The organism is Nocardioides sp. GXQ0305, from assembly GCF_050880345.1.
Lineage (GTDB): Bacteria > Actinomycetota > Actinomycetes > Propionibacteriales > Nocardioidaceae > Nocardioides.
The window spans coordinates 375376-399698 of the sequence record NZ_JBNYXG010000002.1; the positions used below are offsets into that span (position 1 = coordinate 375376).

General features: G+C 71.0%; 21 protein-coding genes. 9 read left to right on the top strand and 12 right to left on the bottom strand.

From position 1 onward, the window contains the following. Positions 1–101 precede the first annotated feature (101 nt). Positions 102–1799 carry an ELWxxDGT repeat protein gene (locus ACQ1X7_RS06635; RefSeq protein ID WP_432477379.1) on the bottom strand — a complete coding sequence of 566 codons (1698 nt, stop codon included), beginning with the start codon at positions 1797–1799 and terminating at the stop codon, positions 102–104. Between the two features lie 417 nt (positions 1800–2216). On the opposite strand from ACQ1X7_RS06635, the gene ACQ1X7_RS06640 reads away from it, so the two are divergent. Next, a complete protein-coding gene (locus ACQ1X7_RS06640; RefSeq protein ID WP_432477380.1) occupies positions 2217–2633 on the top strand; it encodes a hypothetical protein in 417 nt (138 codons plus the stop codon). Positions 2634–2668: 35 nt separating this feature from the next. Beyond that, positions 2669–3343, top strand: a complete 675-nt coding sequence (locus ACQ1X7_RS06645; RefSeq protein WP_432477381.1) for a TIGR00266 family protein — start codon at positions 2669–2671, stop codon at positions 3341–3343. A 42-nt stretch (positions 3344–3385) separates the two neighbouring features. On the opposite strand, the gene ACQ1X7_RS06650 is transcribed toward ACQ1X7_RS06645, so the two are convergent. From ACQ1X7_RS06650 to ACQ1X7_RS06660, 3 genes are all read right to left on the bottom strand, one after another. After that, the gene (locus ACQ1X7_RS06650; RefSeq protein ID WP_432477382.1) at positions 3386–4849 is read right to left on the bottom strand and encodes an alanine/glycine:cation symporter family protein; all 1464 of its coding nucleotides are present in this window, start codon (positions 4847–4849) and stop codon (positions 3386–3388) included. Further along, positions 4849–5280: a universal stress protein gene (locus ACQ1X7_RS06655; RefSeq protein ID WP_432477383.1), complete on the bottom strand. Its 432-nt coding sequence runs from the start codon at positions 5278–5280 to the stop codon at positions 4849–4851. The genes ACQ1X7_RS06650 and ACQ1X7_RS06655 overlap by 1 nt, the downstream gene beginning before the upstream one ends. Positions 5281–5376: 96 nt before the next feature. Next, on the bottom strand, positions 5377–7719 hold the full coding sequence (locus ACQ1X7_RS06660) for a sulfatase-like hydrolase/transferase (protein ID WP_432477384.1): 2343 nt from the start codon (positions 7717–7719) through the stop codon (positions 5377–5379). A gap of 180 nt (positions 7720–7899) precedes the next feature. On the opposite strand from ACQ1X7_RS06660, the gene ACQ1X7_RS06665 reads away from it, so the two are divergent. The 3 genes from ACQ1X7_RS06665 (at position 7900) to ACQ1X7_RS06675 (ending at position 10975) form a co-directional block, all read left to right on the top strand. Then, positions 7900–8829, top strand: a complete 930-nt coding sequence (locus ACQ1X7_RS06665; RefSeq protein ID WP_432477385.1) for a formylglycine-generating enzyme family protein — start codon at positions 7900–7902, stop codon at positions 8827–8829. 58 nt (positions 8830–8887) lie between these two features. After that, positions 8888–10009, top strand: coding sequence for an aromatic acid exporter family protein (locus tag ACQ1X7_RS06670; protein ID WP_432477386.1), 1122 nt, complete (start codon positions 8888–8890; stop codon positions 10007–10009). 348 nt (positions 10010–10357) lie between these two features. Then, on the top strand, positions 10358–10975 hold the full coding sequence (locus ACQ1X7_RS06675; protein ID WP_432477387.1) for a class I SAM-dependent methyltransferase: 618 nt from the start codon (positions 10358–10360) through the stop codon (positions 10973–10975). A 4-nt stretch (positions 10976–10979) separates the two neighbouring features. Here the strand turns inward: ACQ1X7_RS06675 and ACQ1X7_RS06680 are convergent, their stop codons facing one another. After that, a complete protein-coding gene (locus ACQ1X7_RS06680; RefSeq protein ID WP_432477388.1) occupies positions 10980–11258 on the bottom strand; it encodes a hypothetical protein in 279 nt (92 codons plus the stop codon). Positions 11259–11395: 137 nt separating this feature from the next. Further along, positions 11396–12304, bottom strand: a complete 909-nt coding sequence (mca, locus tag ACQ1X7_RS06685) for a mycothiol conjugate amidase Mca (RefSeq protein WP_432477389.1) — start codon at positions 12302–12304, stop codon at positions 11396–11398. 42 nt (positions 12305–12346) lie between these two features. Here mca and ACQ1X7_RS06690 point away from each other — a divergent pair, with 42 nt between their 5' ends. Next, positions 12347–12751, top strand: a complete 405-nt coding sequence (locus ACQ1X7_RS06690; protein WP_432477390.1) for a DUF4307 domain-containing protein — start codon at positions 12347–12349, stop codon at positions 12749–12751. Positions 12752–12902: 151 nt separating this feature from the next. Beyond that, positions 12903–13409 carry a transcription elongation factor GreA gene (gene greA, locus ACQ1X7_RS06695; RefSeq protein WP_432477391.1) on the top strand — a complete coding sequence of 169 codons (507 nt, stop codon included), beginning with the start codon at positions 12903–12905 and terminating at the stop codon, positions 13407–13409. 66 nt (positions 13410–13475) lie between these two features. On the opposite strand, the gene ilvA is transcribed toward greA, so the two are convergent. The 6 genes from ilvA to ACQ1X7_RS06725 form a co-directional block, all read right to left on the bottom strand. Then, positions 13476–14684, bottom strand: a complete 1209-nt coding sequence (ilvA, locus tag ACQ1X7_RS06700) for a threonine ammonia-lyase (RefSeq protein ID WP_432477392.1) — start codon at positions 14682–14684, stop codon at positions 13476–13478. Beyond that, complete coding sequence (locus ACQ1X7_RS06705; protein WP_432477393.1) at positions 14677–15993, bottom strand: AI-2E family transporter; 1317 nt, start codon at positions 15991–15993, stop codon at positions 14677–14679. Before ACQ1X7_RS06705 ends, ilvA begins: the two co-directional genes overlap by 8 nt. A gap of 9 nt (positions 15994–16002) precedes the next feature. Next, complete coding sequence (locus ACQ1X7_RS06710; protein ID WP_432477394.1) at positions 16003–17376, bottom strand: glutamate mutase L; 1374 nt, start codon at positions 17374–17376, stop codon at positions 16003–16005. Beyond that, a complete protein-coding gene (locus tag ACQ1X7_RS06715) occupies positions 17369–18532 on the bottom strand; it encodes a cystathionine gamma-synthase (protein ID WP_432477395.1) in 1164 nt (387 codons plus the stop codon). Before ACQ1X7_RS06715 ends, ACQ1X7_RS06710 begins: the two co-directional genes overlap by 8 nt. Before the next feature lie 108 nt (positions 18533–18640). Beyond that, positions 18641–19468 carry an SUMF1/EgtB/PvdO family nonheme iron enzyme gene (locus ACQ1X7_RS06720; protein WP_432477396.1) on the bottom strand — a complete coding sequence of 276 codons (828 nt, stop codon included), beginning with the start codon at positions 19466–19468 and terminating at the stop codon, positions 18641–18643. A 47-nt stretch (positions 19469–19515) separates the two neighbouring features. After that, complete coding sequence (locus tag ACQ1X7_RS06725; RefSeq protein WP_432477397.1) at positions 19516–21819, bottom strand: arylsulfatase; 2304 nt, start codon at positions 21817–21819, stop codon at positions 19516–19518. A gap of 346 nt (positions 21820–22165) precedes the next feature. Here ACQ1X7_RS06725 and msrA point away from each other — a divergent pair, with 346 nt between their 5' ends. Together msrA and ACQ1X7_RS06735 are read left to right on the top strand one after the other, a co-directional pair. Beyond that, entirely contained in the window at positions 22166–22816 is a 651-nt protein-coding gene (gene msrA, locus ACQ1X7_RS06730) for a peptide-methionine (S)-S-oxide reductase MsrA (RefSeq protein WP_432477398.1), read from the top strand. Positions 22817–23297: 481 nt separating this feature from the next. Beyond that, positions 23298–24149 carry a UPF0158 family protein gene (locus tag ACQ1X7_RS06735; protein WP_432477399.1) on the top strand — a complete coding sequence of 284 codons (852 nt, stop codon included), beginning with the start codon at positions 23298–23300 and terminating at the stop codon, positions 24147–24149. Positions 24150–24323: the final 174 nt, after the last annotated feature.

The window sequence follows — 24323 nt, forward strand, 5'->3', positions numbered from 1 at the left end:
TCGATCCCCTGGGTGCCCGTACCCTCTCCGCTCTCACCCTCTTGGCCCGTGGGCGAGGGTGACACGGGCACACGCTCCGAGGTCATCGGCAGGCCCCGCCGTCACCGCATCCGGAGGGTGTACCGGCGGACAACACTCTTGCCGGCGACGCCACACGGGGTGAACGTGAAGCGTGCCCTTACGACGAGCTTGCCGGTCCGTCTGAGCTTCTTGAGGCCGGCCCTGGTCGGCGCGAGGGTGAGGGTGACCCTCTCGCCGGTCGCGCTGGTCCTCATCGCCCTCTTCAGCTTGGAGTTGGCAATGGGAGCCACCGAGACCCGCCCGGTGGCATCCACAGCCACCCTTACCTTCAGCGTGCCCTTACGCTTGTTGGCGGTGCCCTGCTGAGGCACCCGGAACCAACCACCCATGTCGATGTCGTCGACCATCGTGGTGCCGGCCTCGGTGCCGTCGGACCGCCACAGCTCTTGGCCGAGGTTGCCGTCGTCCGCGCTGAAGTAGACAGTCCCACCTGCGGTCGTCAGGTAGAAGGGACCGTATGCGTAGGGGCCGGCGTCGGTGGAGATGTCCTTGACCAGGACGGTGCCGGCCTCGGTGCCGTCGGACCTCCACAACTCCTCGCCATGGACGTCGTCGTTCGCCGTGAAGTAGAGCGTCTCGCCGGCCCCGGTGAGGAACCGCGGGCGTGCGTAGTTGCCACTACCGGGCGTGATGTCCTTGACCAGCATCGTGCCCGCCTCGGTGCCGTCCGACGACCACAACTCCTCGCCATGAACGCCGTCCTGCGCTGTGAAGAACAGCGTGCCCGCGACGTCGGTCAGCCAGCTCGGGTCGCTCGGGTACTGGCTGGGACGGATGTTCTTCACCAGCACCGTGCCCGCCTCGGTGCCGTCCGAGGCCCACAGCTCACGGCCACTGACGCCGTCATTTGCGGCGAAGAACAGCGTGCCGCCAACACCAACGAGGGAGCCCGGGTTACTCGGCCCGCCGGCCCGGATGTCCTTGACCAGGACGGTCCCCGCCTCGGTGCCGTCCGAAGCCCACAGCTCACGGCCGTTGACGCCGTCCTGGGAGGTGAAGAACAGGGTGCCTCCGACATTCTCCAAGGAGCTCGGAGCACCGGACAGGGCGTCCGGACGGACATCCTTGACCAGCACGGTTCCGTCAGGGGTGCCGTCGGACCGCCACAGCTCCTGACCGTGCACGCCGTCCTCGGCGGTGAAGTACAGCGTCCCGCCGACATCGGTCAGCCAGCCCGGACTGCTGTGGTAGTCCCCGGGATGAATGTCCTTGACCACGACGGTGCCGGCCTCCGTGCCGTCCGACATCCAGAGCTCCCGACCGAAGTCGCTGTCTTCGGCGGTGAAGAACAGTCTTCCTCCGACCGCGGTCAGGTTCCGGGGGTAACTACTGTCGTTCCCGGGAACAATGTCCTTGACCAAGGCGGTGCCGGTCTCGGTGCCGTCCGACATCCACAACTCCTGGCCGTGAACACGATCGTCGACCGTGAAGAAGAGCGTCCCGCCGACGTCGGTCATCGACTGGAAGTAGCCGTAGTTGCGCCCGGGAAGAATGTCCTTGACCAGGACTGTCCCCGTCGCCGACCCGTCGGTCTTCCACAGCTCGTCGCCGTGAACACCATCATCCGCACTGAAGAACAGCGTGCCCCCGACATCCACCAACCCGTCGGGCCAGCTACCAGGGTTGTGCGGGTTGTCGCACAGCGCCCGCAGGGCGCGGGTGGTGACACCCCCTGTCGCGCCAAGAGCACCACTGAACGCCTGCCCAGAGGTGGTCATGGGAGCACCTGTGGAAGCGGGCGTCCCGATCCCGGCGAACGTCGCCGCAACGGCCGCGACCGCCGAGGCAGCAGCCGCCGTCTGAGCCGCGGGCCCCCGGCGAGCGCGACGCGCACGTCGACGAAGCGCTTTCGCCTGGACCACTCGCGATCTGGAGACCTGGTCCCTGGCTCGGCGGCGGCGTCGACTCATCGCACTTCCTCCCCCTCAGTGCGTGATCTCTCTAGGTCACGGTCCCGGATCGGAGGTGCCAGCCGCTATCGGTACTTGTACCTAGCGCACGGCAGACCGCGCGGTCACCGGCTGCCCGCTCCCCGGGCTGACGTCGTCCGCGATGGAGGATGCCCGCCAGGACGGTGACGGCCAGTCTGGTCGGTGGGTGGGGCCGCTGGGGTCCCGCAGGCAAGGGGAGCTCCGATGTCCACACCAGCCACCGAGTCCAGGCCCTGGACCGTCACCACCGTCGTCGTCCTCGCCACGATCTCGGGTCTCGTCGACATCATCGGCGGCATCAGCCTCTGGTTCTTCTCGAGCAGTGACGCGCTCGAGGACCTCACGGACGCCGACAGCGGCACGCTGGTGACCATCGCGGTCGTCTCCATCGTGCTGGGGCTGATCACCGTCACGGTCGCCTTCGCCCTCGGCGGCGGGTCCAACGCGATGCGGACGCTGATCGCGGTGCTCATGGCCATCCGGATCGCCGGCGCCGTCTACGTCCTGTTCGCCTTCGGGACCCACCAGCTGGGCGAGGCGCTCATCTCGATCGTGGTGGCGGCGGTGACGCTCTCCCTGCTGTACAACGACCGGGCCAACGCCTTCTTCGGCAGCCGCTGACCCGCGGGACGGCCCCCTGACACGAGAGGTCACGCATGCACGTCGACATCAGGCACACACCGTCGTTCGCCCTGGCCGTCCTCACCCTGTCACCGGGCGAGGAGGTCAAGGCGGAGGCCGGAGCCATGACCAGCATGTCCGGCGGGGTCGAGATCGAGACCAAGGCCCAGGGCGGGATCATGAAGGGCCTGCGGCGCTCGGTGCTCGGCGGCGAGAGCTTCTTCGTCAACACCTTCCGCGCCCCGGGCGGCGGAGAGCTGACGCTCTCCCCGACCCTGCCCGGCGACATCATCGACCTCCCCCTCAGCGGGCAGACGCTGCTCGTCCAGTCCGGCTCCTGGCTCGCGTCGAGCCCGGACATCGAGGTCGACACCAAGTGGGGCGGGGGAAAGACCTTCTTCTCCGGCGAGGGTCTCTTCCTGCTGCGATGCTCCGGGGCCGGCGACATGCTCGTGTCCAGCTTCGGCGCGATCGAGCAACGGACGCTCGGCGCAGGGGAGGTCCTCAAGGTCGACACCGGACACGTCGTGGCCTTCGAGCAGGGCGTCGGGTACGAGGTCAGCAAGGTCGGCCGCTGGAAGTCCACGCTGCTCTCCGGCGAGGGTCTCGTCGCGACGTTCACCGGACCCGGCAGCGTGTGGATGCAGACCCGCAGTCCGTCCGACTTCCTCGGATGGCTGATCCCGCAGCTCCCGTCGCGCAGCGAATGACGATGCACCGGGTGGTCGGAGCCCTGCCACGGGTCAGCCTGACTACGTGACCTTGGCGAACTCCCCGGTGCGCACCCGCTCGCGGTAGCCGGTCAGCTCACGCTTGAGCACTCGGGCCAGCAGGTAGAGGCCGATCACGTTCGGGACCGACATCAAGAAGATGGCGGCGTCGGAGAAGCCGAGCACCGAGTCGAGGGCGGCGCCGGCGCCCAGCACGGTGAAGATGCAGAACACCACCTTGTAGACGTTCTCCGCCGTCGCGTTGTCGCCGAACAGGTAGCCGGTCGCCTTCATGCCGTAGTAGGACCAGGAGAGCATCGTGGAGAGGGCGAACAGCACGACGGCCAGGGCGAGCACGTTCGGGAACCACGGGATCACGGTCTCGAACGCGCTCGAGGTGAGGCGCACCCCGTCGCCGTCCGCTGCCTCCGGGTCGTTCCACACGCCGGTGATCACGATCGTGAGCGCCGTCATCGTGCAGATCACGATGGTGTCGATGAACGGCTCCAGCAGGGCGACGTGCCCCTCGGTCGAGGGCTCCTCGGTCTTGACCGCCGAGTGCGCGATGGAGGCGGAGCCGACCCCGGCCTCGTTGGAGAAGGCCGCCCGCTGGAACCCGACGATGAGCACGCCGATGAAGCCGCCGGCGATGCCCTCGGGCGTGAACGCGCCGCTCACGATCTGGCCGAAGGCGGTCGGGACGTTCTCGAGGTTGCCGAAGATCACGACCAGGCACGCCGTGACGTAGAGGACCGCCATGAACGGCACGACCTTCTCGGTGACGCGGGCGATGCTCTTGATGCCGCCGATGATCACCAGCCCGACCAGGAGGGCGAACACGCCGCCGATCGCGAACGCCGCTCCCTTGTTGGACTCGTCCACCCCGGCGACGTCGAGCAGCTGCAGGGTCGCCTGGTTGGACTGGAACATGTTGCCCCCGCCCAGGGAGCCGAGGATGCAGAACACTGCGAAGGCCGCCGCCAGCACCTTGCCGAGCCCCGGGAGGCCGAGCTTCGCCACGCCGTCCCGGAGGTAGTACATGGGACCGCCGGAGACCGACCCGTCGGGGTGGTAGTGCCGGTACTTCACGCCCAGCGTGCACTCGGCGAGCTTGGTGGACATGCCCAGGAAGCCCGCGAGGATCATCCAGAACGTCGCCCCCGGCCCGCCCAGCGAGATCGCCACCGCGACGCCGGCGATGTTGCCGAGGCCCACCGTCCCGGAGACCGCGGTGGCGAGTGCCTGGAAGTGCGAGACCTCACCGGCGTCGTCGGGCTTGGAGTACTGGCCACGCACCAGGTCGATCGCGTGCTTGAACCCCCGGACGTTGAGGAACCCCAGGTAGATGGTGAAGAACACCGCGGCGACGATCAGCCAGACCACGATGAGCGGCAGCTCCGCCCCGTTGATCGTCACCGAGTAGAAGACGATCTCGGTGATCTTGTCGAGCACGGCGTTGAACGAGTCGGCGAAGGTCATGGCGACCACCTCGGCGGAGGCGCTCATCACGGCACCACCGTCACGGGTACGGGTGCGGCCTGCACCAGGTGCCCGGGGATGCTCCCGAACACGGCCTGCCTCATCCGGCTGTCCCCGGTACGCCCCACCACGATCTGCACGGCACCCTTCTCCTCCGCGATGTCGATGACCAGGTCGACCGGGTCGCCGTGCCGCACGACGCCCTCGGTCGCGACGCCGTGGCTGCTGCCCAGCTCGACCATCGGGTCGAGCAGCTGCTCGGTCGCGGCCCGGATCTCCTGCTCCTTGGCCTGGTGGCGGCGCTCGTTCTCGCCGGGGGTGTTGAAGGAGTACGGCGACCACGGGATCACGTGCACCACGCACAGCGACAGCCCGAGCTGCTCGGCCCGCGTGCTCGCGAACTCCACCGCCCGGGTGCTCGCATCGCTCCCGTCGACACCCACGAGCACCACACTCATCGCCCACCACTCCCCGAGCTCGGCTCCGTCCGGTTCGGAGCAGGCTAGCGAGCCCGGCGTGCCCCCGAAAAAGGTCGGAACGGCGCACGTGGCGGGTCACTGCCGCGACAGCGCGACGCGGAGCCGCTCCTCGGGGTCGATGAAGTGGTCGTGGTCGTCGGTCCCGAGGTCGAGCTGGACCCAGTGCAGCCGTCCGGTGAAGCGTGACTCACGCGTGGTGTAGTCGGTGCTCACCGGCGTGCCGGACTCGTAGCCGATGTCGGTGGTCTCGTCGGCGGAGAAGACCATCGGCTGGGTCGCCTCGACCCGGCCTCGGGCGACCTCCTCACCGTCGTGGAACAGCGTGACGTCGCCTCCCTTGGCGAGCCCGCCTCCGTCGTAGGCGAACTCCATCCGGACCTGGTGGTTGCCTGCCGGGATCGGCGACTCGGCGGTCGTGGTGAACGACTGGATGCCGAGCACGTTGTAGACGAAGGTGAGCCTGCCGTCCGGCTTCACGTAGACCGCCCAGCCCCCGAACCGGCCTCCCTGGGCGATGATCACGCCGGTGACGCCGCCCGGCGGCACGTCGATCTCCGCCGTGAGCGAGAACGACTTGTTCTTGACGTTGACCACGCTGTTCTCCGACAGCCGCCCCATCCCCGGGAAGAACATCTGGGACGTGCCCCGGATCAGGGTCGGACGCCCCGCCAGGTCCGGGTTGAGCCGCTCGCCGCTGCGGTCGTCGAGCGGCAGGACGCCGTACTTGGCCGCCTCGATCAGCCAGAGCCGCTGGAGCGAGGCCAGCTTCTCCGGGTGCTCGGCGGACAGGTCGCGCGCCTGGCTGAAGTCGCCGGCGCCGTCGTAGAGCTCCCACGCGTCGTCGTCGAAGGGCGCCATGTGCGGGTCCACGAGCAGCCACGGCGTCTTGTGCTTGGTCACGGCGCTCCAGCCGCGGTGGTAGATGCCGCGGTTGCCGAACATCTCGAAGTACTGGAGGTCGTGGCGCTCGCGCGCGTCCGGGTCGTCGAACGTGTAGAGCATGCTGGTGCCCTCGATCGGCGACTGCTGCACGCCGTTGACCATGGTCGGCTCCGGCAGGCCGGCGGCCTCGAGGATCGTGGGCGCGAGGTCGATGACGTGGGTGAACTGCGAGCGCAGGCCGCCGGCGTCCTCGATCCGCTTGGGCCAGTGGACGATGGTGCCGTTGCGGGTGCCGCCCCAGTGCGAGGCCACCTGCTTGGTCCACTGCAACGGGGAGCACATCGCCCATGCCCAGCCGACCGAGTAGTGGTTGTAGGAGCTCGGGGAGCCGAACTCCGCCATCTTGCTCAGCATGAACTCCGGCGTCTCCAGCGCGGCCATGCCGTTGAAGTTGGCCATCTCGTTGAACGCGCCGTTGACGGTGCCCTCGGCCGAGGCACCGTTGTCGCCGACGATGTAGTAGACGATCGTGTCGTCGAGGACCTCCAGGTCCTCCAGCGCATCGATCAGGCGACCCACGTGGTGGTCGGTGTGCTCCAGGAAGGCGGCGTACACCTCCATCTGCCGGGCCAGGACGGGCTTCATCTCCTCGGGCATGTCCTCCCAGGCCGGGATCTCGTCGTGGCGGGCCGTCAGCTCGGTGTCCTCCGGGACCACGCCGAGCTCCTTCTGCCGGGCGAGGGTGCGCTCGCGCAGCACGTCCCACCCGTCGTCGAACCGGCCGACGTACTTCTCGATCCACTCCGGTGGCACGTGGTGCGGAGCGTGGGTCGCGCCCGGCGCGAAGTAGACGAAGAACGGCTTGTCGGGCATCAGCGCCTTCTGCTGCCGCATCCAGCTCACCGCCCGGTCGGCCAGGTCCTCGGTGAGGTGGTAGCCCTCCTCCGGGGTGGCGGGCGGCTCGACCGGCGTCGTGCCGTCGTAGAGCGCCGGGTCCCACTGGTTGTTCTCCCCGCCGATGAACCCGTAGAACGTCTCGAACCCGCCGCCGCCCGAGGGCCACGCGTCGAACGGTCCCAACGGCGAGCTCTGCCAGACCGGTACCTCGTGGCACTTGCCGAACTGCGCCGTCGAGTAGCCGTTGAGCTTGAGCGTCATGGCCAGCGGCGCCTTGGTGTTGGGACGCAGCGAGCTGTTGCCCGGTGCGGAGGTCGCCGTCTCGGTGATGCTGCCCATCCCGACCGAGTGGTGGTTGCGCCCGGTCAACAACGCCTGCCGGGTGGGCGCACACAGGGCGGTGGTGTGGAAGCGGTTGTAGCGGAGGCCACCACGAGCCAGACGGTCGGCCGTCGGCGTCTCGCACGGACCGCCGAACGTGCTCGACGCGCCGAACCCGACGTCGTCGAGCAGGATGACGAGGACGTTCGGCGCGCCCGCCGGCGGCGTGAGCGGCTCGATCGGTGGGAAGTCGGTGTCCGGGTCCTTCGCGTCGTACGTCGTCAACCCGACAGCGGGGCGATCCGGGATCGGAAGCATCGTGCGAGCGTGGCGGTCGGCGGTCATGGGGTCCCCCCGTCGGTGGTCTGTGGAGCCCGAGACCTCGCGAACCTACGACGCCCCGCCCGGCCGCCCCCTCACCCGGAACGGACGGGGCAACGCACCGATGACCCGTTCCGGGTGGCGCGGGCACGCGCCGGCGCCGGGTGTGCTGCAGGTGTGAGTGCACCTGCGGCAGCACCGCGCCCCGACATGGTCTGGGTGGCGGGGGCGGAGTTCCGGATGGGCAGCGACGAGCACTACCCCGAGGAGCGCCCTGCCCACCGGCGGACGGTGCCCGGCGTGTGGGTGGACCACCACCCCGTGACCAACCAGGAGTTCGGCAGGTTCGTCGCCGGCACGGGGCACGTCACCACCGCCGAGGTCGCGCCCACCCTCGAGGAGTTCCCCGACGCCTCCGACGACCAGCTGGTGCCCGGCTCGCTGGTGTTCACGCCGCCGGGCCACCCGGTCCCGCTCCACGACGTCCGCGCCTGGTGGTCGTGGGTGCCGGGCGCCCAGTGGCGACACCCCGACGGACCCGGCTCGACGGTGCACGGCCGCGAGCAGCACCCCGTCGTGCACGTGAGTCACGCCGACGCGGCGGCGTACGCCGCCTGGGCGGGCAAGGAGCTGCCGTCCGAGGCCGAGTGGGAGCATGCCGCCCGCGGCGGCCTCGACGGCGCGACGTACGCCTGGGGCGAGGGCTTCACCGTGGACGGGCGGAGGATGGCCAACACGTGGCAGGGCGAGTTCCCGCACCTGGACCTGCGGCCTCCCGGCCACGGCCGCACCTCGCCGGTGGGGTCCTTCCCCCCGAACGGGTACGGGCTGGTCGACGTGTGCGGCAACGTGTGGGAGTGGACCGGCTCCGCGTTCACCTCCGACCACCGGGCGTCCACACGGGCGCCGGCGCGCACCACCCCCGCGTGTTGCGGACCGGCCCCCACGGACCGGGCGTCGGCCACTCAGCTGGTGATCAAGGGCGGCTCCCACCTCTGCTCCCCCGACTACTGCCTCCGCTACCGCCCGGCCGCCCGGCAGCCGCAGACGGCCGACACCTCGACCAGCCACCTCGGCTTCCGCTGCGTCCTGCGACCGGCCACCTGACCCGCACGCGGGTGACTCCACCTGTTCGGTCGTTCCCTCCGCTCCTAGTGTCAGGTGCATGAAGGGTGCCCTGTCCCGGCGGATGCGTGACCCGATCTTCTGGAACGACGTCACGCAGCTCACGAAGACGGTGGTCGCGGCCGTGGTCGCCTGGGTGCTGGCGGCTTCGGTCCTGGACCTGCCCCAGCCCTTCCTGGCGCCCTGGTCGGCGCTGCTGGTCGTCCACGCGACCGTCTACCGCACCTATTCGCAGGGGATGCGCCAGGTGGCGGCAGCGGTCATCGCGGTCCTGCTCGCGGCGGCCGTGGGACACGTGTTCGGCCTGAGCACGGCCGGCGTGGCGATCCTGCTGGCGGTGGGGCTGGTGCTCGGGTCGCTGCGGTGGTTCGGCACCGAGGCGACCACGATCGCGACGACCGGGCTGGTGGTGCTCACCACCGGCTTCACCGACGACATGCGGCTGTTCCTGCGCCTCCTCGACACCGGCATCGGCATCGGCGTGGGACTGCTGGTCAACGTCGCCGTCTGGCCGCCGTTGCTGCGGCGTACGGCGATCTTCTCGCTCAACCGGATCGACGACCGGATCGGCGAGCTGCTCACGGACATCGCCTCCAGCCTCGCGTCGGGCGCCGGGACCGACGTGGACGCGTGGGTGGAGCGGACGCGGGACATCGACGCCGAGATCGACGAGGCGTGGTCGCTGGTGAGGCAGGCCCGCGAGAGTGCGCGGATGAACCCGCGGCGCTCGGCCGGCCAGTTCCGGGACCCACGACTGTGGGACGACCTCCTGCACCGGATGGAGCAGGCGGTGGCGGAGACCCGCAGCATGGCCCACACCCTCGGCGGGCCGGCAGGTCCGCGTGAGGAGTGGGAGCCGCCGTTCGCACACGCGTGGACCCGTCTGCTCACGGAGGCGGGCCACGCCATCGCGGAGGCAGACGCCGACCAGATCCACGTCGTCCGGAAGGAGCTGCAGGACCTGGTCGGCGACCTGACCCGGAAGCCGACGTCGCTCCGGTGGCCCATCCAGGGCGCCCTGCTGATCAACCTGCGCAACATCCTCGACGCGATGGACGAGGTCGCCCTGGCCAGCCCGCTCGACGACCCGCCGAGGCCGCTCGCGCACATGCGGTCACGCGCGTCCGGACCGATCGGCCCCGCAGGCCCACCCGAGCGCTGAGCCGTCGCCGGAGGATCCGCCCTCGGGTGTCGAAGGCGGACTCGCCCGTCGTCTCGCAGCGACCTGTCCCCGGGCGGCGTCCCCCACGGCGGACGTCGGCCCCACCCACCTCCCACGGTGGTTTCGAGACGGGCCTTGCCGGCCCTCCTCAACCACCGACTCAGCGGCCGGGTACCAGCGGTGGTCGAGGAGGTTGCTCTGCACCGTTGGTCCTTGAGGAGGGCCGTCAGGCCCGTCTCGAAAGGCTCGAAACCACCCGTACCGGGGACGGTCCGCCGACGTACGCCGACAGCAACCCGCCTGTCTGCCGGGCCTCCTCGACCACGACACTGCTGGTTGAATCGGCGTGTGGACGCCGAAGGTTGGGACGAGCGCTACGCCGCGACCGAGCTGGTGTGGTCGGCGGAGCCGAACCGGTTCGTGGCGGCCGAGTGCGCCGACCTGCCCCCCGGGACCGCGGTCGACCTGGCCGCGGGCGAGGGCCGGAACGCGATCTGGCTGGCGCGGCGCGGCTGGACGGTCACGGCCGTCGACTTCTCACAAGTGGCCCTGGACAAGGGCGCCCGGCTCGCCGGTGACACGGTGGTCACGTGGGTCCGCGCCGACGCGACAGCCTGGACAGCGCCCGAGCCGGTCGACCTGGTCGTCATCGCCTACCTGCAGCTCCCCGCCGGGGCCCGCCGGGCGGCGGTCACGGCGGCGTACGACGCGCTGCGCCCCGGCGGCACCCTGGTGTGGGTGGCCCACGACTCGACCAACCTGACCGAGGGGACCGGCGGACCCCAGGACCCGTCGGTGCTGGTGACGGCCGAGGACGTGCTCGACGACCTCGACGGCCGACCGCTGCACGTCGTCCGCGCCGGGCGGGTCGCCCGCCAGGTCGCGCCGAGCGGCGACCACCACGAGCACGCCGGCGAGCCGGCTCGCACGGCGTGGGACTGCCTGGTGCGGGTCGAGAAGGTCTGAACCGTCAGGCGCGGGGCGGCTCGTCGTGCTGGGCCGCCGTGCCGTTGTCGTCGGCCACCTCGGCGTCGTCGCTCTCGCTCGTGACGGGCTGGTCGCCGTAGACGCCGGCGTCCTTGGCCGCCTGTGCCTTGCGGAGCTGCTTGACCAGGCTGAACGCGAGGAAGACCAGGGCGAGGCAGAGCAGCAGGAACAGCGCGAAGGCGGTCCAGCCGGCCTTGACGTCCTCGGGCGCCGGGCCCTCCTCGACGGCCTCGAGGAGCGGCAGGGCGGTCGTCAGCAGCATGCCGCCATTGTCTCATCGCCCAGTTGGCGCCACGAGCTGGGGAGTGCCGGCGACGTGGGACGTGGAGGTCGAGGGGCCGCGGCGGACCCGAGGCCGCGGGGCGGCCGGTCGGCCGCCTCGAAACCAGGTGGCAGGGCTCATTCGGGCGCCGGGATGCCGGCGAACAGGTCGTCCTCCGGCGTGGGCGCGTCGACGTGACTGGTGACGAGCTCGAAGTCCTCGGTCGGGGCGACCTGCTCCTGGATCTCCCGCGGCACCGCGAACCAGAACCCGTCCGGGTCGATCTGGGTGGCGTGGGCCAGCAGCGCCTGGTCCCGGACGCCGAAGTACTCGCTGCACGGCACCCGCGTGGTGATCCGCGCGTCCCACTCCGGCTCCGGCTTCCACTCCTTGAGCCGCTCCTCCCACGGCGACTCCAGGCCGTGGGCGACCATCGCGTCGTGGATGGCCTGCATCCGGGGCCGGTTGAACGAGTGGTGGTAGTAGAGCTTGAGCGGCTGCCAGGGCTCGCCGGCGTCGGGGTAGCGCTCCGGGTCGCCCGCCGCCTCGAACGCCGCCACGGAGATCTTGTGGCACATGACGTGGTCGGGGTGCGGGTAGCCGCCGCGCTCGTCGTACGTCGTCAGGACATGCGGCCGGAACGAGCGGATCAGCCGGACCAGCGGCTCGGCGGCCTCCTCGACGGGGACCAGCGCGAAGCAGCCCTCCGGCAGTGGTGGCTTCGGGTCGCCCTCCGGCCAGCCGGAGTCCACGAAGCCGAGCCAGTCCTGGGTGATGCCGAGGATGTCGCGGGCCCGCTCCATCTCCTGCCGACGCACCTCGGTGATGTTCTCGAGGATGTCGGGCCGGTCCATCTTCGGGTTGAGGATCGACCCGCGCTCGCCACCCGTGCAGGTGGCGACGTGGACGTCGACGCCCTCGGCGACGTAGCGCGCGGTCGACGCAGCGCCCTTGCTGGACTCGTCGTCGGGGTGGGCGTGGACGTGCATCAGCCGGTAGCCGGCACGGGGGCGTGACCCGTCGCCCGGGGGGAGGTGCTGCGACATACCGCGCAGTCTAGGGAGACGCGGCCCTGAGAGGATGGGGACATGACTCCGGCGACCGCCCCACCGGGCCTGACGGACCGCTACGGCGCTCCGTCGCCCGGACGCCGGCGCGTGCTCGTCGGCACGGTCGTGGCGGTCGTGGTGGCGTCCCTCGGCTGGCTGGCGTGGGCGGCGTGGTTCCACGCGACCCCGCCGGTGCGGTCTGAGCTGGTGACCTGGGCGGTGGTCGACGACCACGAGGCCACCGCCACCGTCTCGGTCGCCCTCGAGGACGCCGTGGCCGCGAGCTGTGTGGTGCGCGCCGTGGCCGAGGACCACACGACCGTCGGCGAGGTCGCGTTCGAGCCCGTCGACGGCAGCAACGACGTCTCCGTGCGCACCGAGCGACGCGCCACCGCGGTCACCCTGATCGGCTGCACCGCGGAGGGCCAACCCCGGCCCCGCTGAGGCGCGCGCACACCGTCCGCCGTGGCCGTGATGTGGGTTCTCTTGTTAGTGTGGTGGCAACGAACATCCCGCAGGGCCGACCACAACATGCGGTCCGGCGGGTTTTCCTTTTGTCAGGCACAGCGTGTCCCGCAGGAAGTGAGCACCACCCATGACGCAGTCCGCCCAGCCGACCTCGGTCTGGCTGACCAAGAAGACGTTCGACCGGCTCTCCGCCGAGCTCGAGGACCTTCGCGGGCCCCGCCGCCAGGAGGTCATCGAGCGGATCAGCTCTGCCCGCGACGAGGGCGACCTGAAGGAGAACGGCGGCTACCACGCCGCCAAGGACGAGCAGGGCAAGATCGAGGCCTCGATCCGCCAGCTCGAGGAGATGCTCGAGACCGCCGACACCGACGCGCCCGACGACGACGGTGTCGTGGCGCCGGGCAAGCTGGTCACCTACCGCTACGCCGGCGACGACGAGGACGAGAAGTTCCTCATGGGCGCCCGCGAGATCGAGGACGACTACGAGGGGGACGACTTCGAGGTCTTCTCCCCGCAGTCGCCGCTCGGCGCCGCTCTCAACGGCGCCCGGAAGGGCGAGACCGTCGAGTTCGAGGCCCCCAACGGCCGCACCCAGCGGATCGAGATCCTCGACGCCGTGCCGTTCACCGACTGACCCACCGTCACCCGTCGACCGGGTGCCCGTGCCGCCGCACGGTGCCCGGTCGACGTACGTCCGGAGTCACTCGTAGACGGAGTAGCCGCGCTCCCGCAGCCGGGCGAGGACCTGCTCGGCGTGGGGCTCGCCACGGGTCTCCATCTGCAGCCGCACCTCGACCTCGTCGATGCTGAGCGAGGGGGAGATCCGCTCGTGGGCGACTTCCAGGATGTTGGCGCCCATCTCGCCCAGCTCGGCCAGCAGCCGCGCGAGCCCGCCGGGGACGTCGGGGATGCACACCCGCAGGTAGAGGAAGCGGCCGCCGGCCGCCAGGCCGTGCCGGATCACCTTGCTGAGCAGCAGCGGGTCGATGTTGCCGCCGGAGATCACCGCGACGGTCCGGCCGCCGTGGGCGAGCGGCTCGTCGAGGATCCGGGCGACCGCTGCTGCACCGGCGGGCTCTACGACCAGCTTGGCGCGCTCCAGCAGGGCCAGCAGCGCCTGCGACAGCGACTCCTCGGAGACGGTGACGATCTCGTCGACGTGGTCGCGGACACAGGCGAACGTGACCTCGCCCGGGCACCCCACCGCGATGCCGTCGGCCATCGTCTGCATCGACTCCAGCGCCTGCGGTGAGCCCTGCGAGAGCGATCCGGGGAACGCCGCTGCGCCCTCGGCCTGCACCCCCACGACGCGGACGTCGGGCCGGTGGGCCTTGACCGCGAGGGCGATGCCGGAGAGCAGCCCGCCGCCGCCGGTCGGCACCAGCACCGTCTCGACGTCGGGCGCCTGCTCGACGATCTCCAGCCCGGCGGAGGCCTGGCCGGCGACGATGTCCACGTGGTCGAAGGGGTGGATGAGCACGGCGCCGGTCTCGTCGGCGAACGCGCGGGCCCGGACCAGTGCGTCCTCGAGGTAGCGGCCGTGCAGCACGACGTCGGCGCCGTACCCCCTGGTCGCCTTCTCCTTCGGGATGGGCGCACCCTCCGGCATGAACACGGTGGCCTTGATGCCGAGCATCTGGGCGGCGAGGGCCACCCCCTGGGCGTGGTTGCCGGCCGACGCCGCCACCACGCCGCGGGCCCGCTCCTCCTCGGAGAGCCGGGCGATCCGGACGTAGGCGCCGCGGGTCTTGAACGATCCGGTGCGCTGGAGGTTCTCGCACTTCAGCAGCACCTGCCCGCCGGTCAGGGCGGACAGCCAGCGCGACTCCTCCATCGGGGTCACCACCGACACCCCGTCGAGCAGCTGCCGGGCGGCGTCGAGCTCCTCGGGCGTGGGCAGGTCAGTCACCGGGATCCTCCTCCTCGTCCCCGTCGTCGGGTGGCTCCCCCGGTGAGTGATCATCCTCCGCGATGGGGTCCTCGCCGACGTCGGTGTCGGCGGCCAGGTGCTGGACGACGGCGTTGACCGCAGAGGCCAGCGGTACGGCGATGAGCGCGCCCGCGATGCCCGCGACGAGGACGCCGCAGCCGATGGCGACGATCACGCCGAGCGGGTGCACGGACACGAAGCGACCCATCAGGAACGGCTGCAGCACGTGGCCCTCGATCTGCTGGACCGCGATCACGCCGCCGAGCATCAGCAGGGCCGTGAGCGGGCCCTGGTCGACGAGCGCCACCAGCACCGCCACGGTTCCGGCGATGGTGGCGCCGATCATGGGGACGAAGGCGCCGAGGAAGACCAGCACGCCGATCGCGAGCACGAACGGGACGCCGAGCACAGCGGCGACAATCATGATGCCGATGGCGTCGACCGCGGCGACCAGGACGGTGGCGCGGACGAACTGGGTGAGGCTCCGCCACGCCACGCGACCACTGCTGTCGACCTTCTCGCGGGCTGCTCGGGGCGCGATCCGCACCGTCCACGCCCAGATCCGGTCACCGTCGGCGATGAAGAAGAACGTCGCGAACAGCACGATGAAGAAGCCGGCCACCACGTGACCGACGGCCGTGCCGACCTCGCCGATCCGGGTGAACACGCCTCCCTCGCGGGTGCTCTCCGAGATCGTGCGCTGTACCTCGGACAGGTAGCCGTCGAGCTGGGAGTCGCTCACCTGGAGCGGGCCGTTCTCCAGCCAGTCGCGGATCCGGCCGATGCCCTGGACGACCGAGTCGGCGAGGTCGGACGCGCCGGTCGCGACCTGCTGGCCGACGAACGTGAGCAGCAGCGCCACGGACAGCAGTCCGCCGATCACCACCAGGGCCGCGGCCAGCTTGGGGGGCAGACCCCGCGACAGCAGCCGGACCAGCGGCGCCACGAGGGCCGCGATCAGCAGCGAGACAGCGATCGGGAGGGCGATGACCGCGAGGAAGCCGATCACCCGGAAGACGAGGTAGCCCGCGGCGGCGATGACCAGGAACCGCCAGGCCCAAGCAGCGGCCAGGTCGACGCCGAACGGCACCTGGGCGCGCGAGAAGTTGCTGGGCCCCGACTGGATCGGCAGCGGGTCGGTGTGGCGGTCAGCTCGCGCGAGGGACCACTGCTGGGCCAGCCGCTCGGCGAGCCCCTCCTCGTGGCTCTGGATCCGGCTCCGCCGGAGCGGCAGCCGACGGCGCGACGACCCCTCGTCGGGTTGGTCCGGGCCTGCCTCGCTCTCCACCCCGACAGGCTACTCAGCCTCGGCGAGCCGCCGGGCCAACCGGTGGGCCGCGTCGGGGTGGCCGGCTGCGAGCAGGCCGATCGCGCACAGCGCGTACTCGGTGTCGACGACCACGCGCGGTGCCCGCGGGAGCTGCCAGCCCCCCTCGACGTCGTCGCCCAGGCTGCCGGCGAGCACCCGGTCGGCCACCCCCTCGCGGCCGTGGCGCAGCACACCGCCCGAGCCCACGAGGAGCTCCACCTCGCGCAGGTCCTTGCCGGTGCGCTCGACCACCCGCCCCTCCGGCGACACCACGACCTTGGCCCGCCCGGCATGACGGCGCAGCGCGAGCCCGACCGCTGCCGTGGCGATCCGCTCGTCGGCGTCGGCCTCGTGGTCGTCGGCCGGGAGGTGGCCCGGGCGGTCCGGCAGTGTGGCGGCGTAGGCGGCGAGCTCGTCGAGACCGGTCGCCTCGACGGTCGTCGGCGCCGACCAGCGCATGCCGAGGTCGCCCTCGACGGTGCGGGTGACCGGGGTGACGGCGACGACCTCGCGGGAGAGGCCAGCATCCTCGGGGTCGATCGCGACCACGGAGTGGACGTCGGTGGTGGCGCCGCCGACGTCGACGACGGCCACGTCGCCCGCCCCCGGCCGGGCCTCGTCCAGGCCGCGTGCCAGCAGCTCGACCCCGGCCAGGACCACGTCGGGGGTGGCGCCGCGGACCATCCGCCGGAAGTCGTCGCTCGCGCTGAGGTGCTTCCCGCCGATCACGTGCTCCAGGAACATCTCGCGGATCGCCGCGCGCGCCCCGTCGGGCGCCAGCACCCCGATCCGGGGCACCACGTTGTCGGTCAGGACGTACGGCGTCCCGGCGGGGTCGAACAGCGCCCGTACCTCGCCCTGCCCGTCCGAGCTGCCGGCGACGACGACCGGCCCGCCCCATCCGGCGTCGACCAGCGCCCGGGCACCCTCGACCAGCGACGCGCTGTTGCCGCCGTCGGTCCCGCCGGTCAGCAGCACGACGTCCGGCCGCGTGTGCCCCAACACGCGCTCCAGCGCACGCTCGGGCACGCGCGACGCGACGGCGTGGACCGCGACGACCTTGCCGCCGCTGGACAGTGCGACCCGGCGGCCGGCCTCGGCGGTGACCAGCTCCTCGTTGCCGACGACGGCGATGCGCAGCCCGCCGCCCGCGCTCGAGCAGGCCAGCACGTCGGCCGTCGCTGCCCGGCCGTCCTGCGCCGCGAGGGCGTCGAGGCAGGCGGCGTACCCGTCGAGGACGTCGGTGCCGATGGTGGTCGGGTGGTCCGCGGAGGCCACGATCCGGCCGGCGGCCAGGTCGACGAGGGAGGCCTTGGTGAAGGTCGAGCCGAAGTCCACGCAGACGACGGCCTGGTCAGTCACCGAGCGCCTGCTGCAGGTCGGCGACCAGGTCGGCGGCGGTCTCGATGCCGACGCTGAGCCGCACCAGGTCGGCGGGCACCTCGAGGTCGGTGCCGGCGACGCTGGCGTGGGTCATCCGGCCGGGGTGCTCGACCAGGCTCTCGACGCCGCCCAGCGACTCCCCGAGGATGAAGACCCGCGTCCGGTCGCACAGCCGCAGCGCCTGCTCCTCGCCGCCGGCCACCCGGAAGGACACCATCCCGCCGAACCGCCTCATCTGGCGGGCGGCCACGGCGTGGCCCGGGTGCTCGGGCAGGCCGGGGTAGATCACCTGGGTGACCGCCTCGTGGCCGGACAGGAACTCGACGACCGCCTCGGCGTTGTCGCAGTGGCGGTCCATGCGGACGCCCAGGGTCTTCAGGCCCCGGTGGGTCAGGAAGGCGTCGAAGGGGCCGGGCACGGCTCCCATCGCGTTCTGGTGGTAGCCCACCTGCTCGGCCAGCTCGAGGTCGCGCACCACCAGGGCGCCGCCGACCACGTCGGAGTGGCCACCGACGTACTTGGTCGTGGAGTGCAGCGCCACGTCGGCCCCGAGCGCCAGCGGCGTCTGCAGGTACGGCGAGGCGAAGGTGTTGTCGACGACGAGCAGCGCGCCGGCCTCGTGGGCGACGGCGGCGAGGGCCTCGATGTCGCCGACGTTGAGCAGCGGGTTGGTGGGCGTCTCGATCCACACCAGCCTGGTCTGCCCAGGCCGGATCGCCGACCGGACGGCGTCGACGTCGGAGACCGGCGCGGGGCTGTGGGCCAGGCCCCAGGCCTGCTCGACCTTGTCGAACAGCCGGTGCGTGCCGCCGTACGCGTCGTCGGGGATCACCACGTGGTCGCCCGGACGGCAGACGGCGCGGAGCAGGGTGTCCTCGGCGGCGAGGCCGGAGGCGAAGGCGAAGCCCCGCTCCCCCTCCTCGACGGCGGCGAGCGCGCCCTCGAGCGCGGTCCGGGTGGGGTTGGCGGAGCGGCTGTACTCGTAGCCGCCGCGCAGCCCGCCCACGCCGTCCTGCTTGTACGTCGACGTCGCGAAGATCGGCGGGATCACCGCACCGGTCGTGGGGTCCGGCTCGTAGCCCGCGTGGATCGCGCGGGTCTCGAAGCCGGCCTTGTCGGCATGCTCCTGGCTCACCCCTCAGACCCTACTCAGCGCGCTGCTGGACACGTCCGCCAGATCACCCTGACGGGTGTCGACACTCCGCCAGGCAGGGCCCGTGCTCGCCGGCCCCGCCAGCCCTGCTCACCTGCCGACGGCGACTCGGAAGCCGAGGTTGCCCGCGCTGGAGTCGGGAGAGAGCAGCTGGCGTCCGGTGACCCGGTAACGCCGGCAGTAGGAGGCGTGGCACAGGTAGGAGCCGCCCCTGCTGACGCCATCGGGATGGCCCTCGGCCCAGGGGCCCGAACACCACTCCCAGACGTTGCCGGTGGTGTTGTGCAGTCCGAACCCGTTGGGGGCGAACGCGTCGACGGGGCAGGTGCCGCGGTACCCGTCCGCGCCGGTGTCCTCCACCGGGAAGGACCCCTGCCACACGTTCATGCGGTGCTCGCCCCCGGGCTCGAGCTCATCACCCCACGGGAAAGGGCTGCCCTTCAGGCCACCCCGCGCGGCGACCTCCCACTCCACCTCGGTGGGCAGTCGGCCACCGCACCAACGGGCGTAGGCCGTGGCGTCGCGCCGCGACACGTGGACGACGGGGTGGTCGGGGCGACCACTGACGTCCGACTGCGGCCCCTCCGGGTGAGCCCAGTCGGCACCGGGCACCTCCCGCCACCACGGAGCGGCCGCCACGCCCCGGGTGGGTTCGAAGTCGTCGGGCAGGAACCCCGCGAACACGAACGACGACCCGAGGACCTCGGCGTCGGTGCGGTGCCCTGTCGCCTCCACGAAGGCAGCGAACTCGGCGGTGGTGGTCGCGGTGGTGGCGACGCGGAAGGGATCGAGCAGCACCTCGCGCTCCGGCCACTCCTCGGGGTAGACCCGGTCGTCGTCGCCCACGCGCGAGTAGCCGCCCCTCACCTGCACCAGCCCGGTGACCTCCGGCCCGCGGCTGTCGTCGTCTCCGGCCACGCCGCCGGGGCCGGTCGACCCGTCGCGGGAGGGCGAGCAGCAGCCACTCACTGGTGGACCATCGGACCCCGCACGCGGTCCCTCAGCTCCCCGGGGTCGGCCACGTGGTCCAGGTCGAAGCGCACCCGGTGGATCAGGCCCTGGAAGCGGTTGCGCACCGGCAGGTAGTCGTCGACCACCGGCGTTCCGGGGTCGACGCCGATGTTGAACGTCTCGTCGAAGGAGAAGTAGTACGCCGTGGTGACCGGCACCCGGCCGCGGCCCACCTCCTCACCGTCGACCTCCAGCCGTACGTCGGCACCCGAGCCCGGGGGTCCACCGTCGTAGTCGAACCGCACGGTGAGGTCGTGCCGTCCGGGGCCGATCACCCGGTCGCCCCGGACGACGGTGAGGTCGCGGCCGACGTGGTTGTAGGCGTAGTGCGCGACACCGTCCACGGCGTACAGGGACCACCCCCCGAAGCGACCGCCCTGCGCGACCACCACACCGGAGGTGCCGGTGATGACCTCCAGGTCTGCGGTGATCACGTGCGAGCGGTTCTTCAGGTTGGGGGCGGCATCCTCGGTCAGCCGGCCCACACGTGGACCGAAGGACAGCGTGCTGCGTCCCAGGTGCAGGTCGAGCCGGCCGGCGAGGTCGGCGTTCTCCCGCTCGGTGACCCGGTCGTCGAGAGGGAACACGTGGTGCTTCTCGGCCTCGCGCACGAACAGCTCGCGCAGCTCGGCCAGCTTCTCGGGGTGCCGCTCGGCGAGGTCACGGGCCTGGCTCCAGTCCTCGGAGTGGTCGTAGAGCTCCCAGCGGTCGTCCTCGAAGGGTCGGTCGCGGGTGTCGACCATCTCCCACGGGATGCCGTGCCTGGTCACCGCCGTCCAGCCGTCGTGGTAGATGCCGCGGTTGCCCACCATCTCGAAGTACTGCGTGACGTGCCGGTCGGGCGCGTCGGGGGCGTCGAAGGTGTAGTGCAGGCTGGTGCCCTCGATCGGCTGCTGGTCGACGCCGCCGACGCTCTCGGGGTGGGGCAGGCCCGCCGCCTCGAGGATCGTGGGGAGGACGTCGATCACGTGGTGCCACTGGTGACGGATCTCCCCCCGTGCCTGGATGCCGTTGCCCCAGCGCACGATCATGCCGTCGCGGGTGCCCCCGAGATGGGTGACCTGCTTGGTCCACGGGTACGGCGTGTTCATGGCCAGCGCCCACCCGGCCGGGTAGATCGCGTAGGTGGTGGGGTCGCCCAGCGTCTCCAGCCGGGCCGCCATGTCGGCCGTGTCGTCCTGGACGCCGTGTCCCACCAGGTGCTCGCGGAAGGTCCCCCGTGGGCCACCCTCGCCCGACGCGCCGTTGTCACCGAGCAGGTAGAAGAACAGGGTGTCGTCGAGCACCTCCATCTCCTCCAGCGCGTCGACGAGCCGACCGATCTGGGCGTCGGCGTGCTCGGCGAACCCGGCGTAGGTCTCCATGAACCGGCTGGCGACGAGCTTCTCGGTCTCGTCGAGCTCCTCCCACCGCGGGACGCCCTCGGCCCACGGCGCCAGCTCGGTCGAGTCCGGCACGATGCCCAGCTCCTTCTGTCGGGCCAGGGTCTGCTCCCGCTGCACGTCCCAGCCGGCGTCGAAGCGGCCGGCGTACTTCTCCCGCCACTCCGGCGCGACGTGGAACGGCGCGTGAGTGGCGCCGAGGGCCACGTAGGTGAAGAACGGCCGGGTCGGGGTGATCGCTTGCTGGTTCTCCACCCAGGAGATGGCCTGGTCGACCAGGTCCTCCGAGAGGTGGTAGCCGTCCTCGGGCAGCCGGTCGGGCTCGAAGGCGTAGCGCCCGCGGTAGAGCTGGGGGTACCAGTGGTTCATCTCCGCGCCCATGAACCCGTAGAAGAAGTCGAACCCCTCCCCCATCGGCCAGCGCGGGAACGGCCCGGACGGCGTCACCTCGACCGGCGGCGTCTGGTGCCACTTGCCGATCGCCGCCGTGCAGTAGCCGTTGCCGCTCAGGATCTGGGCGATCGTCGCGGCACTGGCCGGACGGTAGCCGTGGTAGCCGGGCAGTGGTGTCGCCATCTCGCTGGTGACCCCCATGCCCACCGAGTGGTGGTTGCGGCCGGTCATCAGCGCCTGCCGGGTCGGCGAGCACAGCGGGGTCACGTGGAAGCGGCTGTAGCGCAGGCCGTCGTCGGCCAGGCGCTGGGCGGTCGGCATCTCGCAGGGGCCGCCGTACGGCGACGACGCCCCGAAACCCATGTCGTCCAGGAGCACGACGACCACGTTCGGAGCGTTCGGGCCGGCCTCGACCGGCCGGGTCGGAGTGGCCGTGGTGTCGACGTCGAGCGGGAGCCGCAGGCGGTCGGTCTGTTCGCGCACGAGGCGATACTCCCGCTCCCACGCGCGTCGGTGCGAGGGGCGGTCCCAGAATTGCCGCCGGCGTGGGTGCGGACCGGGCGCCGACACCTCGCCCCAGAGGTCGTGGGGCTCTCGTCCCGCACGCGTCGGTGAGGGGATGGGGGGCGCGTCGGTTTCCCCGCCTGAGCGGGGAAACCGACGGTTGGCGGAGGTAGTTTCCTCCGCCAGGCGACGGACTCGCCCGCCAGGTTGGCGTGAGCGGGGAAACCTGCACACTCCCGGGGCAGGTGGGACCGGGAAGGTTGGGCGGGGCTCCGGTGTTGGACATGCTGGAGGCACACCGACCCCTCCGAGACGAGGAGCAGAGATGTTCGGCCTGGGCAGGAAGACCGAGATGGTGGACGCCGAGCAGGCGCTGGCGGGACGCGGGGAGCGGCCGTGGTCGCTGGGCGAGCACGTCGTGCTGCACACCCCGGTCGTCACCGACGAGGTGCCCGAGGGTCACGAGGTGGCGGTGTTCGGGCTCGGCTGCTTCTGGGGGGCCGAGGAGATCTACTGGCAGCTGCCCGGCGTCTGGTCGACGTCGGTCGGGTACGCCGGCGGCCACACCCCGAACCCGACGTACGAGGAGGTGTGCAGCGGGCGCACCGGCCACACCGAGGCGATCCGGGTCGTGTTCGACCCGTCCGTGGTCCCGTACGCCGACCTGGTGAAGCGGTTCTTCGAGGTCCACGACCCGACCCAGGGGATGCGCCAGGGCAACGACGTCGGCACCCAGTACCGGTCGGCCATCTACTGGACCACCCCGGAGCAGGAGCAGACGGCCCGGGAGCTGACCAAGATCTACGGCGACGAGCTCGCCCGGCGCGGTCTCGGGGCGATCACGACCGAGGTCCGGCCGGCCAGCGAGACGCCGTACTTCTACGCCGAGGACGTCCACCAGCAGTACTTGGCAAAGCACGTAAATGGGTATCGTTGCCACGCGAACACAGGCGTCAAGTTCCCAAAGACGACCTAGTCGCCCTCGGGCAGGCAGTCGTCATCCGCCCCCACGACGCCCGGTTCGACTTGACGAAGGGGCCGGATCCCGTAGTCTCTACCTAGAGGAACAGAGGTCCAATTCAGTTTCGACAACCAATCGAATCTGCGGAGGCCACCCGTTTCTGTCCGAAAAAGTACGTCGATCACTTCGTCAGCAGAGGTCGTTGACAGGCTTGAGGCCCGATGAGGCCCACATTGGCGGACAGGAGCACGCTGATCGTTTCTCGCGCGGGTCGTGACTACGGCCCGGAACCGGCGCGAGAGGCTGCGAGATGTCCAAACCCGAGTCACAGCACGTCCAAGGCACTGAGGAAGTAGCCGAGGACGAACCGATTCCTCAGGAAGCTGCCCACCCTCGGGGGGATGACTCCGCAGCCTCAGTTGCCGCACTAGCTACGCGGCCGGCTGGGGTACCTCCCCAGCCGGCCGTCGCATCTGCCCGGCATCTTGCCTTCGGCATGCTTCGCTCCACTGTTGAAGAGATGAGCGTTCGGGGTGCGAAGACGTACGCGGCCGGAGTCTCGGCTCGCGTCCGTCAAGCAGACCCAGCATTTGACCTTCACGACCTGGGCTTCGAATCGTTCAAGGCCTTCCTCCAGGCCGCCGCCGCAGACGGCTTCGTGGAAGCCTCCCGGCCCCCTGGCGCGAGCGACATTCTCGTCGCCCTCCCGTCCGGCGAGAGCGGGCAGCCTCAACCCGCGACCTTCGATGCCTCTAGGTATCTGCTGCCCGAGGTCTGGCGAACTCTCACCTCCAGCCGCACTGAGGCGCGGCATTGGGACCGAGCCAAGGGTCGCCTAGGTGAAGACATCGTCGACACCCCTTCCAGTTCGACCGTGCCACTGAACCCGATCCCCGCGAGCAAAGTGGTCGACTGGATGAGGACGTTCACGGCAGCCTTGTCCGACACTGAGACGACGAGGGCCTTGGCAGACTCGCTGACCTCACCAAGCCCGATCGAGTCGTTCAAGTCGGTGCTGCGAAGCCATCAGGGACTCGCTCGAAAGTGGGGGAAGTATTACCGGCAGCACGTCACCCGCTACGCCTTCGAGTGGGCGGACTCCCATGGCATCCCCAGAGTTGAGGTCGTGGACTCCTCACGCCTGAGCGCCCCTCAGGCGCAGTCATCCTTGGTCCAGCCAGACCCAAACCAGAGCGCGTCCGCACATCCGGCGCCGGCTGCGTCCCTGGGCGCGACATCTGAGTACGAGGCCCTCGTGCGATCCCGCATCGCAGAAGCCGTCAACGAAATGCCGCTGGTCGATCTGCTCCGACTTCCCATCCCCGCGCAATACCTCATCAGGGAATAGCCATTGACCAGTCTGAGCCTGCGCCGACTGGTCGAGACGCCGCACGAACTGATTGCCGCCGACTCGCCCCCCGCAGGGGCGGCGACAGCGCTCAACCTTCCCCCGTCTGCCAAGGGCGCTTGGCTCCGACATGGAGACTGTGAGATCCAGGCCCCTGAGGACGGATCGGCCGCC